This is a genomic window from Pseudovibrio japonicus, assembly GCF_014651595.1.
GTDB lineage: Bacteria > Pseudomonadota > Alphaproteobacteria > Rhizobiales > Stappiaceae > Pseudovibrio > Pseudovibrio japonicus.
Genome location: NZ_BMXE01000007.1, coordinates 146,389 through 165,340, shown reverse-complemented (window position 1 = coordinate 165,340; position 18,952 = coordinate 146,389). Strand labels below are relative to the sequence as shown.

At 52.9% G+C, this 18,952-nt stretch carries 17 protein-coding genes; 2 read left to right on the top strand and 15 right to left on the bottom strand.

All coding sequences use genetic code 11. From position 1 onward, the window contains the following. Positions 1-323: 323 nt before the first annotated feature. Positions 324-1,664 (top strand): YheC/YheD family endospore coat-associated protein, encoded by a 1,341-nt coding sequence (locus IE076_RS17840; protein WP_189438145.1) that lies wholly within the window; start codon positions 324-326, stop codon positions 1,662-1,664. A 70-nt stretch (positions 1,665-1,734) separates the two neighbouring features. Here the strand turns inward: IE076_RS17840 and IE076_RS17835 are convergent, their stop codons facing one another. After that, complete coding sequence (locus IE076_RS17835; RefSeq protein ID WP_189438144.1) at positions 1,735-2,334, bottom strand: short chain dehydrogenase; 600 nt, start codon at positions 2,332-2,334, stop codon at positions 1,735-1,737. A gap of 288 nt (positions 2,335-2,622) precedes the next feature. On the opposite strand from IE076_RS17835, the gene IE076_RS17830 reads away from it, so the two are divergent. Beyond that, on the top strand, positions 2,623-3,654 hold the full coding sequence (locus IE076_RS17830) for a S66 family peptidase (protein WP_189438143.1): 1,032 nt from the start codon (positions 2,623-2,625) through the stop codon (positions 3,652-3,654). Positions 3,655-3,732: 78 nt separating this feature from the next. Here the strand turns inward: IE076_RS17830 and IE076_RS17825 are convergent, their stop codons facing one another. From IE076_RS17825 to IE076_RS17760, 14 genes are all read right to left on the bottom strand, one after another. Beyond that, on the bottom strand, positions 3,733-4,317 hold the full coding sequence (locus IE076_RS17825; RefSeq protein WP_189438142.1) for a pyridoxamine 5'-phosphate oxidase family protein: 585 nt from the start codon (positions 4,315-4,317) through the stop codon (positions 3,733-3,735). A 65-nt stretch (positions 4,318-4,382) separates the two neighbouring features. Continuing rightward, complete coding sequence (locus tag IE076_RS17820; protein WP_280514305.1) at positions 4,383-5,306, bottom strand: LysR family transcriptional regulator; 924 nt, start codon at positions 5,304-5,306, stop codon at positions 4,383-4,385. Positions 5,307-5,413: 107 nt separating this feature from the next. Beyond that, complete coding sequence (locus IE076_RS17815; RefSeq protein WP_189438140.1) at positions 5,414-6,400, bottom strand: LLM class flavin-dependent oxidoreductase; 987 nt, start codon at positions 6,398-6,400, stop codon at positions 5,414-5,416. Between the two features lie 45 nt (positions 6,401-6,445). Then, on the bottom strand, positions 6,446-7,054 hold the full coding sequence (locus IE076_RS17810; protein WP_189438139.1) for a short chain dehydrogenase: 609 nt from the start codon (positions 7,052-7,054) through the stop codon (positions 6,446-6,448). A gap of 155 nt (positions 7,055-7,209) precedes the next feature. Then, a complete protein-coding gene (locus IE076_RS17805) occupies positions 7,210-7,701 on the bottom strand; it encodes an ester cyclase (RefSeq protein WP_189438138.1) in 492 nt (163 codons plus the stop codon). A gap of 854 nt (positions 7,702-8,555) precedes the next feature. Next, positions 8,556-9,629 (bottom strand): ABC transporter ATP-binding protein, encoded by a 1,074-nt coding sequence (locus tag IE076_RS17800; protein WP_189438137.1) that lies wholly within the window; start codon positions 9,627-9,629, stop codon positions 8,556-8,558. Position 9,630: 1 nt separating this feature from the next. Continuing rightward, complete coding sequence (locus IE076_RS17795) at positions 9,631-11,016, bottom strand: GH1 family beta-glucosidase (protein WP_189438136.1); 1,386 nt, start codon at positions 11,014-11,016, stop codon at positions 9,631-9,633. Between the two features lie 6 nt (positions 11,017-11,022). Next, entirely contained in the window at positions 11,023-11,856 is an 834-nt protein-coding gene (locus tag IE076_RS17790) for a carbohydrate ABC transporter permease (RefSeq protein WP_189438135.1), read from the bottom strand. Next, on the bottom strand, positions 11,856-12,872 hold the full coding sequence (locus IE076_RS17785) for a carbohydrate ABC transporter permease (protein ID WP_189438134.1): 1,017 nt from the start codon (positions 12,870-12,872) through the stop codon (positions 11,856-11,858). The genes IE076_RS17790 and IE076_RS17785 overlap by 1 nt, the downstream gene beginning before the upstream one ends. Positions 12,873-12,951: 79 nt before the next feature. After that, on the bottom strand, positions 12,952-14,187 hold the full coding sequence (locus IE076_RS17780; RefSeq protein WP_189438133.1) for an extracellular solute-binding protein: 1,236 nt from the start codon (positions 14,185-14,187) through the stop codon (positions 12,952-12,954). A 32-nt stretch (positions 14,188-14,219) separates the two neighbouring features. After that, positions 14,220-15,233: a LacI family DNA-binding transcriptional regulator gene (locus IE076_RS17775; protein WP_189438132.1), complete on the bottom strand. Its 1,014-nt coding sequence runs from the start codon at positions 15,231-15,233 to the stop codon at positions 14,220-14,222. A gap of 443 nt (positions 15,234-15,676) precedes the next feature. Next, positions 15,677-16,852 carry an N-acetylglucosamine-6-phosphate deacetylase gene (gene nagA / locus IE076_RS17770; RefSeq protein WP_189438131.1) on the bottom strand — a complete coding sequence of 392 codons (1,176 nt, stop codon included), beginning with the start codon at positions 16,850-16,852 and terminating at the stop codon, positions 15,677-15,679. Continuing rightward, positions 16,852-17,889 carry an SIS domain-containing protein gene (locus IE076_RS17765; RefSeq protein ID WP_189438130.1) on the bottom strand — a complete coding sequence of 346 codons (1,038 nt, stop codon included), beginning with the start codon at positions 17,887-17,889 and terminating at the stop codon, positions 16,852-16,854. The genes nagA and IE076_RS17765 overlap by 1 nt, the downstream gene beginning before the upstream one ends. Positions 17,890-17,910: 21 nt before the next feature. Then, entirely contained in the window at positions 17,911-18,672 is a 762-nt protein-coding gene (locus IE076_RS17760) for a GntR family transcriptional regulator (RefSeq protein ID WP_189438129.1), read from the bottom strand. Between the last annotated feature and the right edge of the window lie 280 nt (positions 18,673-18,952).

Genomic DNA, 18,952 nt, shown 5'->3' with positions numbered 1-18,952 from the left:
GCGTAACCCCCAGTTTTTTCAGCAATATTTTCATAGCCCCGCAAAACATTGCTAATAAAGACCGCTGCTTTTGACGCGCAAATAAAAGAATTTGGCCATGACGGTTTTTGTGCAAAAATCGACAAATTACCGATTTGACAGTTCAATAACAGGTGTGCCGCACCCAACCCAATGTGAATCACTCATAGATTCGCACTGAGTCGTTTTTCCAAGATCCACGCAAATTCTTAAACTATTAGAGCTTTCTCAAGTTCCTCAAGCCTTTGGCGAGAACCTCTGCTTTACATTCCCCGCCAACCGGTTTCGTCAGAATTGGGGTGCCCGTGGTTTCAGCTGTCAAACTTCATCTTTACCGTGTGTCGAGTTCAAGCAGCGACGTGGTCTTCTCACAAGGTGCACTTGAACGCATTGGTGCCAGCGAGGGTGAACACCTCACCTTCCAGATTGGCGCCTGTCACCGCTTTTCCGGCAAAACTGCCGTAACACCGGAGCGCAGCGCATCGCTTGGCCTGCCTGCAGATGTGTTTGACGAGTACGGCCTGGCACTGGTGGATGGTCTTCATGTGAGAAGGGAAGGGGACACCATTCACATCGGGCCGACCATCGGCATCATGTGCTCGGGCAAGTTTGATCCCGAACGGCGCCACCAGCAGGGTATGCTCGCATACGCTCATGACTGCGGCTATATCGCTTACCTGTTTGCGCCGGAAGACTACAACTGGGCGTCCAATACCATCACCGGCGAGACCATGGCTGGCCATCGCCAGCCGGGCCTGCCCCTGCCAAGCGCCATTTACAACCGAATCCACACCCGCAGTGAGGAACAAAAGCTGCGTGTGGGAGCCGTGAAAAACCGCATGCGAGCTTTGGGCGCGCACATCTACAATCCCGGTTTCTTTGACAAGTGGGAGGTGCATGAGCATCTGATACAGGGGCAAAAGCTGCGCAAGTATCTGCCCGAGACCCATCGGGCACCCACGCCCGAGCTGTTGAAGAGGATACTCGCGCGTCATGACTCGGCCTATCTCAAGCCTGTCGACGGCCGGGGCGGCAAGTTTCTCATGCGGCTGTCAAAACTGGAAAGAGGCTACCGGTTGCAATGGTTGACCGGCCTTTCATGTCTGCACGCAGATTTCGTTCAGCTGCAAGATGCGTTTGAGTTTGCCTTTTCTCACGCCTCGGTGGATCAGTATCTGGTGCAGCAAAGTCTGGATTTTTCGGCGTTTGATGGCCGCGCCGTTGATTGCCGGGTGCAAATGCATAAAGACATCAGCGGCACATGGCGCTGCCTGATGATCGCCCCCCGCGCCCGCGCGCATGGTGGCATTTCCTCCCAACTCGAACAGGGTGCGGATCTGGTGGACCCTGAGGCCTACTTCCGCAATGCTTATGGCAAGCAGGCAGCTGACGTCCAAGCTGCCGTGGAAGAATGTGCCTTTGCCATCGCCAACTGCATGGATGATTATCATACCTCACCGATCGGCGAGCTGGGCCTTGATATTGGTGTCGACAAAGGCGGATGCCCAAAGCTGCTAGAAATCAACGCCAAACCGGGCCGCATGATCTTCCTCGACCCACGCCACGACGAAGCCCGCACCGCAACCCTCCAGGCCAGCATAGACTACGGTGCGTATCTCTCCGGTTTCGGCAGGAAGGCGGGGTGAGGTGAAGAACAAACCTCACCGTTATGCTTCGCTATATCGCAGCGCTAACAGCAGCCGACACTCAGATCACCTAGATATAGTCGGGCACATCGAAGATTTTGCCGGTCTCTTTGCATTCCACGGCATGTCTATAAGCTTTTGCTGTGTCTGCGGCGGAGATCCCCGTACTGCTGTCCATGCCCATGATTTCCATTGTCTCTGTGACAAAACGTGGGCTGACGGCATTCACGCGAAGGGAGGGACCGGTGTCCAGCGCAGCCGCTACTGCAAATGCGTTCAGAGCTCCGTTCACCAGACTCACCGCAGCCCCGCCCGGCATTGGATTGGTGGCCAACTCGCCAGTTGTTAGCGTAAAGCTCCCACCTTCGATGATGTAATCGGCACCGATGCGAAACAGGTTCAGGTGGTTGAAAATCTTACCATCCATCGCTTCTTTGAATTGCTCTTCGGTAAGGTCGCGCACTGGAGCAAAGACGATATGACCAGCGGTTGAGACGATGGCATCAACCTTGCCAATCTGGTTAAACAAGGCCTTGATGGAGGCATTGTCATTCAAATCGACCCGGACGTCACCGCTCGACCTGTTCACGGCAATCACATCGTGATCTTTGAGTTCTTCCTTGACTGCCTTGCCGATGGTTCCACTTGCACCAATGAGGAGGATTTTCATTTCCCGTATCCCTTGCTGGGTTTTTCCTGACCCAACAATAAGAACAGCCGAATAAAAGCAAAACAGCCGGTTTTGAAATGACTTAATACTTGATCTGCTAAATGAGTAGAATGCCAAGTGAGGCGGATCACGGACCAGATCAATTTCTGAGGCAGCGAAGGCCGTCTTACTCAGACGTCTTGTCTTAAGCTCGAGAGTTCAAGATTACGGTGCCCTTGACAGCATCTCTGCCAACGCGCGAGAACATGGCATTTCAGCACGTGTTTGTTCCAGTTTATGGAGTTTTTATTGAAGTACCCGAAACCATTGCGGCAAGGAAGCAAGATTGCGATTACGGCTTTTTCTTCAGGTGTCATACCGCACTATCACGGCAGGTTAGATCAGGCCATTCAAAACCTTAACAATCTTGGCTATGAGGTGATTGAAGGCAAGTGCTTACGGCAAGACGAGAAGCATGTCAGTGCTCCGAGGTCTGAACGGGCTGCTGAACTGATGCGCTTTTTGCTTGACGATTCCATTGACGCGATTGCGCCGCCATGGGGAGGCGAGTTCGCGATCGAGCTCCTGCCACTACTGGACTTCGAGGCCATAAAACGAGCCAAGCCAAAGTGGGTCTTCGGCTTTTCTGATGTGAGCACGATCACGGTGGCGATTACGACCAAATGTGGTTGGGCCACAACGCACTGTGCCAATCTCATGGACATGATCCCATCAGAAACCGACAGCCTGACCAGGAACTCACTCAACTGCATGCAAACTCATGCGGGGGAGAGTGTGATCCAACACTCCTCAAAGAAGTATCAGGAAGCTTATATTGGGTTTGATACTCAGATCGACTGCACGCTGAATAAAACCGAGGTCACACAGTGGAAGCCCCTTAAGAACACGGGCACACCCATTTCACTTGAAGGACGTTTGGTGGGAGGTTGCCTGGATACAGTCTCTCACTTGGCGGGGACAGAGTATTTCAATCTTCATGATCTTTCAGGATATCACCCTGACGACGGCATCATCTTTTATTTTGAGAATGCAGAACTTTCTCCAGCCGGCCTTGTGCGCACACTTAACAGCTTAAAGCTTCGAGGCTGGTTTGAGGCAGTGAATGGTATTCTGATAGGCCGAAACTCCGGAGTTGACTGCGACAAGGCTGGCTTGACGTATCTGGAGGCCCTCTCTTCTGTCCTTCAAGACTACTCATTCCCGATCATACTTGATGCCGATATCGGTCATAAACAACCCAACATGGCCCTTATTAACGGCAGCTATGCGAAGATCACTGTTGCAAATGGGAATGGAACTGTTGAGCAGCTTTTCGTTTAAAGTTTCAAACGTGAGAGCGGCGGAAAGGAACAGACCACCTCGCAGAGGTACACTATCACTGGACAGCTCGATTGAAGCTCAGGGGTTTACCCAGTTACCAGAGACAAGCGATCCAGAGCTGTCGTATTCGAAAAGTATGCGTTGATTGTTTTGGCGTTGGAGTTGGAAGCGGTCCAGTGATGTGGCGTGGAATATGAGGGCGCCGAAGTAGACTTCGCCCCTTGAGCTATCTGTGCTTTCGGGACTGGTTGCTGTCACTGGGGCAGGCTCGAAGGCCAGTTCATCACCGGGTGGACCGCCTGCATAGGTTTGCTTTGTCCAGTGGGATAGCTTTGACCATGCGGATTGCGCCTGTAGTGTTCCCGGTGCGTGGAGTGTGATTGTTCCCTGAAGACGCAATTGAAGGCGGGTATTCGGGCAATATCCCAGAACGGTTGCACGCTTGTTCTTCTGGAATTCCTCCCATTTCGGGCTCCGTATGTCAGTATGGAATTCTAGTTCGCGGGATCTTACTGTGACCGCCCGCAAGACCATTGTCCGTGCCTGTGGCTGGAGGTTTTGATCAACCGAACAGACCGTCAGATATCGGAAAGGCGCCTCTGGATCACGTGACGCCTTTTCAAGCTGTTCCCAGCACGATTTATCGTAGTCAGATAATTCCATCTTGGCTTTTCACTCCAACCTCAGAGACCTGCGGGAACAGAAGACAGGCGGAGTATACCCCAGTTTTAGTCAGCACACGCGCTTTGTAACAATCTTATCAACCAGTTGAGCAGCGGATCATTGTCAGCACGGATATGCCAGGCGGCCACGATTTCGAACTCGATGGGGCAATCATCAAGCGCGATATGTTCAATGCCGGGATTGAGCGGGATACGGGAGGGCAGGAACGCAATTGTTTGGGTAGTGACAAGGTATTTGGGGACTGCGGAGAAACAGGGCGCCGACACCACAATATTAGGCGCAAAGCCTGCCTCTTTGAACCACGAGGTCACCAGGTTATCTGGCGCAACAGTGATCTGAGGAAGATCGGCAACGGTTTCCAACGTCAGGGATTTGTTCGTGAGGTCTAAGTCTTTGGCGGCAACGCAGCTATAGCTTTCCCGCAGCAGGGGGACAGAGGGAAAGTTCTCTGGGAAACTATCTGGAAACCCAATGCAAATATCGATCTGCCCGGCGGCCATCTGGTCGCGACTTTTCGCGGCATCAAAATCCTGCACTTCGATCTTCAAGCGAGGCGCTTGCAACAGCATCTCCTGCAATAGCTCGGGCAGGATGGCTTGCTGCGCATAATCAGTTGCGGCAATGACTATTTTGCCCTCTACGCGCGCTGGGTCAAACTCATCGGGCTGCAACAGGCCATCGATCTCCTTCAGGATACGATCAACTTTCAGCTGCAGTTTTTCTGCCAGCGGCGTGGCCGTTAAACCGTTGCTTCGACGCACGAAGAGCGGATCATCAAACACATCGCGCAGTTTTCGCAGCTGATCGCTGACAGCCTGTTGCGTCAGCCCCACCGCGTCCCCTGCACGGGATGCGCTGCGTTCTCTGAGCAAGGCTTGCAAGATACGGAGCTGCTTCAGGTCCACTCTGTTGATCTTACTCAAAAGCTTTGCTCCTTCCGCAACCCACGTCCCAAGCTGCTCCGACATTGCGTTTCGCGTGTCGGAACAGTCGCAAATTTCTGATCTGCTGCAACGCTTTCCGTTCCCTGTAAACAAAACAATCGCAGCTCATATGGCGGCCTTGCCCAGGCAGACTAAAGTGATTTCACGACTTTAGCAGCGATATCATAGGACTTTATCCTGCTTTCTGAGTTATGGATTGCGCTATTAATGATCAACTCATCGGGTTTGTGCTTGTCCACCATCTTTGAAAGCTCCTGATGAACACTCTCAGCATCACCCGCCGCTGTAAACCGCAGCGCATGATTGACGGAGTTCAGAAGACTTGGCTCAAGGACACTGGAAATGTCTTCAACCGGTTTGGGCAGGAAATTTGGTTTGCCCGTGATCACATTGGCAAAACCTTGCTGGTGCGAGGTCTTGATAAATGTGGCTTCCTCATTGGTATCGGCCGCGAACACATTGACGGAGAGGGCAAAATACGGCTCTTCAAGCTGACTTGAGCGCTTGAATGTTCGACGGTAAATGTCCACCGCCTGCTCAAGGCTGTCTGGCGCAAAGTGGGATGCAAACGCAAAGGGCAGACCCAGATAGGCAGCAAGCTGCGCCCCGTAAAGGCTTGAACCCAGAATCCAAACAGGAACCTTCGTCCCTTCGCCCGGAACGGCGTGGACAGAGCCACCAGCGTTATCTCCCAGATACTCCATCAGCTCGACCACATCATCAGGGAAGTCATCACCTTGCTGGTTCATATTCCGCCGCAAGGCCCGTGCAGTGCGCTGATCGGTTCCCGGCGCACGCCCCAGACCCAGATCGATGCGATCGGGGTACATTGTTGCAAGCGTTCCAAACTGCTCGGCAACAACGAGTGGTGCATGGTTTGGCAGCATGACGCCGCCAGACCCAACCCGGATATTCGTTGTGGCGCCCGCAATGAGGCCAATCAAAACCGCTGTTGCAGAACTTGCCACACCGGGCATATTGTGGTGCTCAGCCAGCCAGTATCTGGTGTATCCGGCTTGATCAGCGTGCTGAGCAAGCTTGACTGAATTTTGAATGGCGGCGCGAGCGTTCGACCCCTCAGCAATTGGAATAAGGTCCAGGATTGAATAGTTTATCATGTCTTTTCTTTCTGCCGAAGGGTCGTCAGTTTGGTGTGACGTTTCTTATGCGTCTACATACAGAACCTGTCCAGAGATGAATCCATCGACAGATCTTTCAAACGCCTTGCCAACGAGTGCACCAGGAACAGGCTGGAAGCCAGGCATCATTTCGCCGTAGACATCCCAAGCTTCTTCCAGAACGGTTGGGTTGACGGAGTTGATGCGGATGCCACGTGGCAGCTCATGTGCAACAACCTGTACAAACGTGTCAATTGCACCGCTGGTGGTTGCATCAGCAACAGCATACGGGATTGGCTTGAGGTTCAAGATACCGGTGATCAGAGTGAAAGACCCTTTGTCAGCGATATATTCCTGACCGATGCGCACCAGATTGATCTGACCCATCATCTTGCTCATGACAGTGGTCATCCACTGCTCTTGCGTCATTTCTTCGAAGGTAGCGTATTCACACAGACCAACCGTGTTGACGACTGCATCAAACTCACCGACCGACTCGTACAGATTGCGAAGCGAATCTTCGCTGGTGATGTCTACCTGATAGTCATAGGTATCAGCAGACCGTCCCGCAGTGATCACTTTATGATTGCCGAGGCCGGTGAGGGCTGCCTGACCCATTTTTCCGTTAGCGCCGATTAAGATTACAGTTTTCATTGGAGTTTCCTCTTTGGATCAAACCACGAGACGAGGGCGATTACCGGCTACATGGGGTTCCCGGTCTTCAGTCAATCGTGCTGCTGGTTCAGTTTGGAGCTTCAAAAGACCATCTCCTGGATGGCTCTTTGTTTGGGGTACGGTGCGCGAGCGGATTAATCCAAACCCAGCTGCTTGTAGAAGTTCAGCGCGTCGTAGTAATCGGACTGAGCGATAACTTTGTCGCCTTCAACGGTGAAGTTGGACATGCCGTAGATACGGAAACTCTTACCTGTTGCAGGGGTGCCGTCGGCCCAGTCGCCAGTATTCGTGCCGCCCAAAACCCATTCAAAAGCAACCTGCTGGCCTGAGATGACCGGAGACCCAACAAGGTTCCAATAGATATCCGGCGCGGCATTCATGAATGCATCGATCACCTGTGCTTTCGCTTCTTCACGACCTTCAACGGTGGCACCAAGTGCAGAGTCATAATAGCGTGCGTCTTCAGCCAGAATGCTGGCGGCTACTGTTGAATTCTGCGCATTCCATGCAACAAGATATTTGTTGACCACACCCATCGCATCCTGCGCAAAGGCTGAAGTGCTGCTAGCTGCGATGACCGCTGCTGCTGCAATGAAGCGGGCTTTTTTTATTGTTGTTGCAAACATCGTTTGACTTCCTTCGTCGGTTCACATTCTCGTTTCGTGTGATGTGACTTAGGTAGATTGGGCGCGGCAACTATTCAAACTTGTAGTTTCGATCTCTGATATCAGCATTACTGGTAACACTATAATCAGACCGTCCCAGCCAAACTGATTTGCACCCTCTCTCGGCAATGCCGCTCCATTGAAGAAATAGGCTCTGGATTTCGTCATTAATTCATTAGTCAGCGAATGATGGCGATCTATTGACCCTAACAATTGTAGGCATACCCACCCATACTCTGCATCGCACGAGCGGAAGAGTTAAGTGAGACATTGCAGTGTGATAGGGGGCATCTGTTCGGGTTAACCAATACCGTCAGCAAGGCAGTTCATATTGGTGGGAAGACCGCGGTGTACTGCAACGAAACGTAAGATCGTACAGTCTAAGCAGAAGCTCGATTGCTTGGCTGGAAACAGGACCCATCCGGGTTCTGATAGAATAATCAAATGCATTCCGTAACCGCTCTTCTCATGCCTTATGCATGAGGAGACCCGCGCTCCCTTTTCGTAGACATCACGACAAGAAAGGGAGCTGCCCGTGTGTTGTATTAGTAAGGACGCCGACCGTACGGCTTAGTCACAGTGTCCATAAGCAAGCGGAGCTGAGCCTAAGACAGGTACAGGCACAGCAATTCACTCTGCGGCTTGCTGCGTGCAAAGGACGTTAGCTGGCTTGTCTTGGTACTGGCAAAAACCTCAAGGGCGTGTGCACACAACTGTCGCAGGCTTTGCGCCAGTACCCAAGTGAGAACTGGCAGCACAGCTCTACTTCAAACCTTCATTCCTCTGATTTCTGGTAGTACCTCTTTGCACCAATCCTAGGCTGTGTTTCCTGCCTCGAAGATGTGGATCTTGTCTGGGTCAACATGCACGGCGACGTTCTGGCCCAGCTCAACCTCCGTCAGGTTGTTATCGACAACGGTTGTTGACTGCCCGCCCAGTTTGATCCGGAGATGGTTTTGGGCTCCCGTCGGCTCTATCAGGTCAATGCGCCCGGTTAAAGCATTGCTCGTACCTGTACCTTCTCCCAGCATAATGTGCTCTGGACGCAAACCAAGCAGTACCTTGCCATCGCGTGGATGATTGGGTTTGCGAGGGGCTGTCAAAACACTTCCGTCTTCCAGCTCGATGCGGGCCGTATCACTGTCCGATTGCAGCATGCCGGGCAGGAAGTTCATGGCCGGAGAGCCAATGAACCCTGCGACAAATGCATTAGCAGGGTTGCGATAAAGCTCGGTTGGCGTGCCCACCTGCTGAATGATGCCCCGATCAAGAATAACCACCCGGTCAGCAAGGGTCATGGCCTCGATCTGGTCATGGGTCACATAGATCTTTGTGGTCCGCACCTTATGGTGAAGCCGTTTGATCTCCTCACGCATCTGCACACGCAGTTTTGCATCAAGGTTGGAAAGCGGTTCATCAAACAGGAAGACATCAGGGTTGCGCACAAGAGCACGCCCCATGGCAACGCGCTGGCGCTGCCCCCCCGAAAGTTGGGAGGGCTTGCGGTCGAGCAAATGAACAAGATCCAGAATCTCCGCAGTTTCCTGCACCCGCGCCTTGATTTCCGCTTTGGGTTTCGAGGAGATCTTGAGGTTGAAACCCATGTTCTCCGCCACCGTCATATGCGGGTAAAGCGCATAGGACTGGAACACCATAGCGATGTTGCGCTCACGGGGAGACAGGTCATTGACCACTTCCCCACCAATCAGCACATCCCCCGCAGTTTCCTCTTCAAGGCCTGCCAGAATACGCAGCAAAGTGGATTTACCGCAGCCAGACGGGCCAACAAGAGCCACGAATTCTCCATCCTCCACTTTTAGGTCAAGGCCTTTGAGGACTTCTACCTTGCCGAAGGATTTTCGCAGATTACGAAGTTCAACGCCTGCCATGTCAGCCTCCAACTTCTTCGGTCGCTGTTGCCTTTGCATGGTGGGTCGCAACCAGATCGCGGTACCAGTACGCGCTGTTCTTTAGTGTGCGAACCTGCGTATCGTAGTCAACGTGGACAATACCAAAGCGCATCTTGTAGCCTTCAGCCCACTCGAAGTTGTCCATCAGGCTCCAGAGGAAATAGCCTTTGAGTGGAATCCCTGCATCGACAATATCAGCGCTGGCATTCAGGTGACGATCCAGATAGTCAATGCGTTGCTGGTCATCAACCACCCCGTCCACCACTTCGGTGTTGTAGCAAGCGCCGTTCTCGGTGATGTAAACTTCCGGCAGGTCATAGCGTTCGTAGACCTGCTTCATGACATCGCTCAGTCCCTTTTCGGAAATCTCCCAGCCAATGTCAGTGCGCTCGCCCGTATCAGTCACCTCAACCGGCAGCGTATGCGGGAACTCGCTTTCCTTGGATGGGTCATCCTTAACACCAGCCGGTGCATAGTAGTTCAGTCCCCACCAGTCCAGTTTCTGGCTGATGATCTCCAGATCACCTTCCTGCATACGCAACTTGTCGCCGAGGGCATCCATGAACTGGTCGTCATACTTGCCGTCGAAAATCGGGCTCATGAAGGCACCGTTGTGGAACTGGAACGCGCGCTCCGCAGCTGCTTTATCTGCTTCGCTCTCACTGTCCGGATAGATTGCATGCAGGTTCAGCACAGTTCCCATAGGGATGTCAGCGCGCACAGACCGCGCTGCCTGTACGCCCATACCGTGCGCAAGGTTCATCACATGCACGGCAGCAACAGCTGCGTCCATGTTCTTTTCACCCGGCGCATGCACCCCCATCAGGTGGCTCAGGTAACAGGCACACCACGGTTCGTTGAAGGTGGCCAGCGCATCAATCCGGTCCCCAAGACGCTTCACAACCACCTCGGTGTATTCGGCAAAGGCCTCAGCGGTATTGCGGGACGTCCAACCGCCGTAGCCAGCGAGTTGAATCGGCAGGTCCCAGTGGTAGAGCGTTGGAAAGACCTTGATGTCTCGGGCGATCAGACCGTCAATCAGGCGGTCATAAAAATCGAGGCCCTTTTCGTTCACCGCGCCGCGCCCGTCAGGAATAATGCGCGGCCATGCGATGGAGAAGCGGTAGGCATCAACACCAAGCGACTTGATCAGGTCAAGGTCGCTCTCCCAGCGATGGTAATGGTCACAGGCGACATCGCCGTTGTGCTGCTTGTAAACGCGGCCCGGCATGTTGCAGAAAGCATCCCAAATGCTCGGCTTGCGGCCATCTTCATGGGCAGCACCTTCAATCTGGAAGGCAGCGGTCGCAACACCAAACTTGAATTGGGATGGAAACCTTTGCGCTAAAAGATCAGTCTTTTTCATAGCATATTATCCTTTCACGGCGCCGGCGGTGAGACCTGCCATCATTTGTTTTGAGAAGAAGAGGAAGGCGAGCAGCAGTGGAATCATGGACATGAATGTGCCCAGCATCACCGCGCCCCAAGGGGTATTAGCCACCGACTGCAAAGACCGCAGAGCAAGCGTCAAAACATACTTCTCTGGGCTGGAGATCACGATGAGCGGTGTGAGGAAGTTATTCCAAAGTGCGATAAACACGATAATTGCAAGTGTTGCCAAGACAGGTTTGATCAGCGGTAGCACAACCGACCAATAGATCCGCAGGTCAGAGGCCCCATCCACTTTGGCTGCATCCAGCAGGTCCCTGGATACGGAGGTGACCATGTATTGGCGTATCAGGAAGATGCCCATTGCGTTCGCCGAAGTCGGGAACCAGAGCGCAAAGTGAGTGTCCAGAATTCCTAGAAACTTAACCGTCAGGAAGAACGGAATGAGGGTCAGCACGGGCGGCACCATCATGGATGCAACCATCACACCAAACACTATGTTCTTGCCGCGGAACTCGTAGGCAAAGAAACCAAAGGCACACATGGAGCAAAACAGCACCGTGACGATGGTTCCAAGAACGGAAACGAGCAGGGAGTTCCCCAACACAGTCCAGAACGGCATAACCTCAAGTAGCTTTTCATAGTTCTCAAGAAGCCGTGTGCCGAAGTAAAACGGTGGCGGAGAGGAGTAGATCTCGCTGCGAGAATGGGTGCCCATCATCGCCACCCAAACAAACGGGAAGATGGTGATGCACACACTCACCATCAAAAAGGCCTGCATGCTGATCCTGGGAAGTAAGCGAACCAGTTTGGTCATTATCTGTCCTCCCCAAGGCCCTTGCGGCCATTAAAGTAGAAGTGCACGGAAGTTGCGATGGCGATGAACAGGAACAGGATCCAGGAAATCGCGGCAGCTGAGCCCATTTCCAACCACTGCCAGCCAACCAGATACAGGTAGTAGGAAGCTGTGAGACCAGCTTGGGCAACACCTCCGCTCTGGGCCTGTGTCAGAACAAACGGCTCTTCGAACAACTGCAGGTTACCGATGATGGTCAAGGTCACTGCGAAGAAGACGAAGGGGCGGATCATCGGCAGGGCAACATGCCAGAACTGCTGCCAACGGTTGCAGCCATCAACACGGGCTGCATCATAAAGATCGCGGGAAACCGTCAGGAAACCTGCAGAATAAACAACAATGTTGAAGCCGGTGTATTTCCAGATCACCACCATGGCGATGGAGGGCTTCAGGAGATCTGAAGAAGTCAACCAACGGATTGGCATCACATCAGGCACCCAGGAGAAAAACCAGGAGAAAACGGGCATGTCGGAAAGCCCCAGCAGCATCTGGTTCAAGATGCCGGAGTTGGCCGAATAGATGCTGAAGAAGATCAGAGAGACTGCCACCGTTGAGGTGATGTAAGGAATGAACATGAACGCGGTGTAGAAATGGCGCAAGCCGCCGCGCAGTCCCGTTACAAGAAGATAGGCCACGGGGATGGCAAGCAAATGCTGCGGCACGCCGCTGACCACCGCCAGCCACACCGTATTGTAAAGCGATTGCCACAACCATGGGTCGGTGAGTGTCAGCTGATAGTTTGCAAGACCCACATACTCCATGCTGGAAAGCCCGGCTACGGGGTTCCATTCGTGAACCGACAAATAGACGGAGAACAGCATGGGAAATAAGGTAAAGGTCAGAAAGAGAATGATGAATGGGCTAATGAAGAGCCACGGTATCAGCCTCTTTTTCAACGATTTGGATAACCTGCGTTTGCGCGCGGCAGGGGCTGTCGCCACTGCAACACCATCGATCTGACTTCCGGTAATACTCATGGGTGGTCGCCGGTGCTCTGGAGAGGGAAGGGAAGTAAACCCCGAAAGACAATTCATTCGGGGTTTACAAAAGGAACGCCTATTTCACGCGGCGCTTGATCAGTCGCTCTGCGTCACGAAGCGCTGCCTCGACGTCTTTGCCGTCGTTCAGGACTTCGTAAAGAGCTCCGCGGATCACCAGATCATCGGCAATCAGATCACCCTTGCGTGGGGCAACTGCCGGAACTTTGTTTGCAACTTCAGCAAACAACAAGCGAGCTTTCTGACCATCCAGGAAGTCAATTGACTCTTCAAATGCAGCATCCCCATAGGTGCCTGTCAGCGCAGGGAAGGAGCCGATATTCTTCATTCCAGCAAGCTGGGCTTCAGATGTGTTGGTCAGGTACTTAATGAATTCCCAAGCTTCTTTCTTGTTCTTCGCCTGCTTTGGAATAGCGAGGAACGAGCCGCCCCAGGATCCGTAGATACCGTCTGGCAGGTTGGACGCACCCCACAGGCCGGCGGTGTCCGGAGCCATCCAGTTTTGGAGGTGACCTAGCAACCATGCGCCGGAGAGCTGGGTCGCAACAGTTCCGTTCTTGAAGCCTTCGTACCATTCGTTGGTCCAGGCCTGAATCTGGCCATCAAGACCTTCATCACGAATTTGCTTTGCAACTGAGAAGGCTTTTACAAAGCGTTCAGAAGTGACGAGCGGTTTGCCATTTTCGTCGAAGTAGTAGCCCTCACCATCTTTAATGGTGGTGTAGATGATGATCTGCGCAACATCAGCAGCATCGGCAATCAGGTATACGTTCTTCTCTTTTAGCTTGCGGCCATATTCAATATAACTGTCCCAGTCGGTGATGGCTTTTTCCATGTCAGCGCCAACAGATTCAGCAAGATCGCGGCGGTAGTACATAACGCCCGGTCCGATATCGACAGGGATTGCGTACTGGTTGCCATCGGCGCCTTTGCCCTGGCTCCATGCGTAGCCAACAAAGTCCTCGGACATGGCATCCGCGCCATATTCAGGGGAGGAGAGGTTCTCAAAACCACCAGCATTAATAAAGGAGCCAACAAAGGAAACGTCAACGACAACCACGTCGCCAGCACCGGAGCCGGTCGCAAGGTTGGTTGTCAGCTTCTTGTGGTGATCGCCATGCTGGTTCATGCGATAGGAAATTGAAACGCCCGGGTGGGTTTCTTCATAGTCGGGGATCAGAATATCCAGGTGACTATTGAAGTCAGGGAACCCATCAAAAACAATTTCATCAGCAGACGCGGACGCGCCAAGCATGACGAGGGAGGCCAGACCGGCCATCAATTGGAACTTCATTGTACTCCTCCACACAATACGTAGAGCGAATTTCAAGACCCGTCGTTCAGGTCCCGCACGGAAGATCGCTCAACAACTTCCGCCGCAAAAATCCTTTTAATGTCAGAGTGATCCGTAGACTTGGTCGCCACTGCATAGGCCAGCAGTCCCGCTGCTTCGCCTATCTCCCTTAGTGGCTGACGGACCGTCGTCAGTTTCGGTGTCAGGTGATATGCAAGATCCAACCCATCGAAGCCAAGCACAGAAATATCCTCTGGCACGCGCACGCCCCGCTGCCTACAGGCATCCAACGCACCGGCCGCCATCTCATCAGACTGGCAGAACACTGCAGACAATGTCTTGCCGCTATCAATGAGACGGTTCATGCATGTGAAACCCATGTCATCGCGGAAGTTCCCTTCCTCCACGAGTGCCGGGTCTAGCTCAATACCAGCATTCGCGAGACTTTGCCGCAATCCGGTCAATCGATCACGAGCTTCGTAGTAGCTTGATGGGCCGGTAATGGTCGCAATGGAACGATGTCCCTTGCTCAGAAGGTACTCCCCAGCCAGTTGCCCACCTTTGATGTTGTCCAGGTACACACAGCGATCAGCAAAATCTGGATGATACCGGTTCATAAGAACCGTATTTCGCCGTGCTTTGTACAGCTCCCGGAGTTCATCATCGGAAAGTGCATCAGCGTGCAGAATGATCGCTTCACACTGACGATCCAGCAGCGAGTTCCATGCAGCCCTTTCCCCATCAGCGTGCTCACAGGTTGATTCAGCAATGGTTTTGTACCCGACGCTACGCAGGCCCTTTTCGGCCCCTTGCATCATCTGACCATAGTAGGCAGAATCGAAGCGGTTGATAACAACACCAACGGTCCGGGAAGAGCGAGAGGCTAGCCCCCGAGCCACCTGATTGGGCCGATATCCAAGTGCATCAACTGCTTCACGCACTTTTGCCTTGGTTTTCTCATCAACAACATCGGGCTTGTTCAAAGCACGCGACACTGTTGCAGTCGAAACGCCAGCAAAAAGAGCAACTTGTGCGATCGTCGCCATCAGGCTTGTATTCCCCCAAAACTGAAGCTCTTACGATCATCCTGCTGTCGCAGATGATTCCTCCCGTAAGCGCTTACATGAATCAGAATAGGCATATGTAAACGCTTACATCAACCCTTAATGTAAATTTCTACGTGCCTGACAGATAGTGCCCTTGCGGCAGGCAGTTGGCCTCTGGATAATCTGGGGATAGCGTCAGCTTGGCTTTGAAATGGCCGCTGGTCCCGCATGGGTAGCAGCCCTTAGTTTTGATTGCATGCAGCTTCGCACATTCAAGCAAGCCAGGGCGTCAACACTGCACCGACAGTATTGGGAAGAGAGCTCTAAGTGCGTTAGACGCTCGCGCACGAAGTACCTGTGGCTGAGCGAGCGTCTCCGTGCGCACAATTTTGGAAAGGAACCGATGATAAGACTCTCTGTCCATCGGCCCTTGGTTAGTTTGGCTACACCTCTGACCGTTTCCAGACAGAGCGGCCCGCAACAAATGTTTCCAGCGGCTCTACGTCTTTGGTGATCAGAGCAAAGTCCGCTGTATATCCCGGCGCAATTCTACCAAAGCGGTTGTCCAATCCCAGATGACCTGCCGGATACAGAGAGGCCATTCTGAGGGCCTCCGACAGCGGCAGGTCCAGAAGGGTGGTACAGTTGCGCACGGCGTTCGCCATATCAATATCAGCGCCAGCCAAAACACCTTGCGATGAAACCAGCCGACCGCCGGAACGATGGATGGTTTGTCCGTAGAGCTCAAAAGACTGCATGTCCGTGCCGACAGGTGGCATTGCGTCTGTAACCAGAAACACCTTGCCCTCAGGCTTGGCTGCAAGCATCACCTTCATCAAACCCGGATGAATATGGTGCCCGTCAACAATGAGGCCACACCATGTATCGCGAGAGGCAAGAGCGGCTGCAACAGGGCCGGGCTCACGGTTTTGAATGGCTGGCATTGCATTGCCCAGATGCGTAAAGCCGGTCACCCCATTGGCAATGGCTTCATGGATGCGCTCATAACTAGCAGCCGTATGCCCGGCGGAAACCACAACTCCGCTTTGCGCAAAACGGGCGATAGCATCATCGGGAACATTTTCAGGTGCAATGGTCAGCAAGAGCCTTGCGCCATTCTGCCTTAGCGCTAAGGAGAGTTCCGCCAGCCTGACCAAATCCTCTTCTTCTGGCACGCGAATATAAGAGGGCTTATGGATGCCTTTGCGTTCTACGCTGATAAACGGCCCTTCAACATGAATACCAAGGACCCCGCTCATTTCATCTTCTGCGGCCTCACCAATCGTTTGACAAGCGCTTGCAAGCGTTTCTTTGCAATCGGTGATAAGCGTCGGCAGAATGCGAGTTACGCCATGGCAGCGCACAGACTTTGCGATATGGATGGCAGTATCAGCGGTTGGCTCCGCGTTAAAGAGAACCCCGCCCGCACCATTTATCTGAAGATCAAGAAAACCCGGTGCAAGCACTGCTGAAGGATCAAGCCGAACAACATGCGCACCTTCCGGTATCTCATCAGCAGAACGCAGAGCCAGAACAACTCCATCGTCAACAGCGACGCCGATATCTTCACGAATGCATTCGCCATCAAACACAGGTGCTCCTGTGAAAAACTGAAGCATTACCGCGTCTCCGTCACTTTGCGAAGGTTCGGTGGATTGTCCGGGTCAATTCCCCGGCTGATGGCAAGGTGCTGAACAGCCAGATAAAAACTCTGCAGCTGGCACAGCGGCTCGATGACTGGATGAACATCAGAAACAACCGGAAGCTTCTGCGTACCTGGCACATCAAGAGCGGAAAGGACTTTGCCTTCCAAAGATGCAAACCGTTCAATCGTCTGGCGCAATGAGTCAGCTGCTGCATCGTTCTGGCCAAACGCAAGAACAGGCAGACCCGACCCGGCAAGGCCGAGAGGTCCATGAATCACCTCAGCTGCACTAAAGGCTTCAGCATGGATACGGCTGGTTTCCTTCAGTTTGAGGGCAGCTTCCAGCGCAACACCGAAGCTCAGCCCACGGCCCAGAACGAACATGTTTCTTGTGTCATGCAACTGATCAAGTGCCGGAGACCAGTCCAACTTGGAGGCTGCGCGCAGCGCTTCTGGCAATTGCTCCATAGCTTTCAGAAGATCCGGATTGTCCGTCCACTTAGCAACGAGGCTGAGGAAGGCGGAACAGGCCAAAATATAAGACTTGGTTGCCGCCACACTGCGCTCAGGTCCCGCACACAATGGGATGGCCACATCTGCCAGATCGTTGAGCGGGGCTGTTTCCTCATTCACCAGTGCAAGCACTAGTGCGCCTTGCGCCTTGGCCATTTCTGTTAAATGCAAGAGATCAGGGCTTTGGCCGGATTGTGAAACCGCGATAAACAAGGCGTCCTGCAGGTCAAGACTGCGTTCATAGACAGAAGCGATGCTCATACCGACGGAAGCGACGGCCCGGCCCGCATAGTTTTCAATAAGCGTCTTACCATACATCGCAGCATGATCAGAACTGCCACGGGCGCACGTTACAACAAAGCGTGGCGGGTTCTTTTTTAGGCGCTCACCAAGATCTGCAAGGACAGCGGCGTTGCGCTCAAACTGAAGCACGGTCCGGTCCGCAGTTTCCAGTGCTTCCTTGCCCAGGAGCGTTCGGTCGGGTTGCTTTAAGTCCATTGTTATTGCCTTTTTTCGGAGTTACGCCAGCGCAAGCTCTACGACGAAATCGTAAGCGTCGCCTCTATAGTGGGAAGACACAAATTCAAGAGGCGCACCATCTTTAAGAAAGGTACGCCGTTCGATGTAAAGAGCAGGGGCTCCTTCCGGCAGATCAAGCTTCCCTGCCAGATCCGCGATCAAGCTCACCGCACTCAGTCGTTGCAAAGCCCGGAAAGGGGCGGCTCCCAGTTCTCGTAAGTGGCCGTAGAGGGAGCCCTGAACGGCAAACGGATCGGGAAGGTACTTAACCGGAAGCACGCTCAGCTCAATGCACAAGGGTTTATCGCCAGCAAGCCGCAGCCGGTTCAAACGGCTCACGCGCTCTCCTGGCCTCAGATTCAGCAAAAGGGTCTCTTCAGGGGTTGCAGCGGACACTGTTCGATCCAACCAGCTGACGCCAGCGTTGAGCCCTCGAGATTGCATGTCCTCTGTAAAACTGGTGAGCGTCGACAGCCGCTGCTCAACATAGGGACTGGAATTGGTGAACCAACCGGACCCTTGACGGTTGCTCAGTAACCCTTCCTTCGCCAGCACCCCCAGCGCTTTGCGGACCGTCACGCGGGACACATTCAGGAACTCAGCCAACTCCCGCTCAGCGGGCAGGGATTCGTTGGCCCCCAGCTTGCCGCTTGTTATCTGCGCGCGCAGATGCTTCGCCAATTGCAGATACAACGGGAGTGGCAAATCAGCGGACAAATCCGTTGGCTGAAGCGCACCGAGTTTCTTCCCAATCAGAGACATAGGATTTCCAATTTCACGACGATAATTCAAAATACCAATAACATACCATTTTGCAAGTATCGCTTATGATAGTTTTTCCGAAAGATTTTGTATGCATTCGTAATACTTCTTATTTATCGCTATTATTTCCATATATTTCAATGATATATCTATAAAACGGGCCTGTTTATATCCAAAGCATCTCCGCTTTGGTATCCTTTTGGCATTAATTTTATGTTGCATAAGGAAATAATTGGTACTAGGTTAAAGAAATGCCAATGTAATGCCATTTAGACGCTAC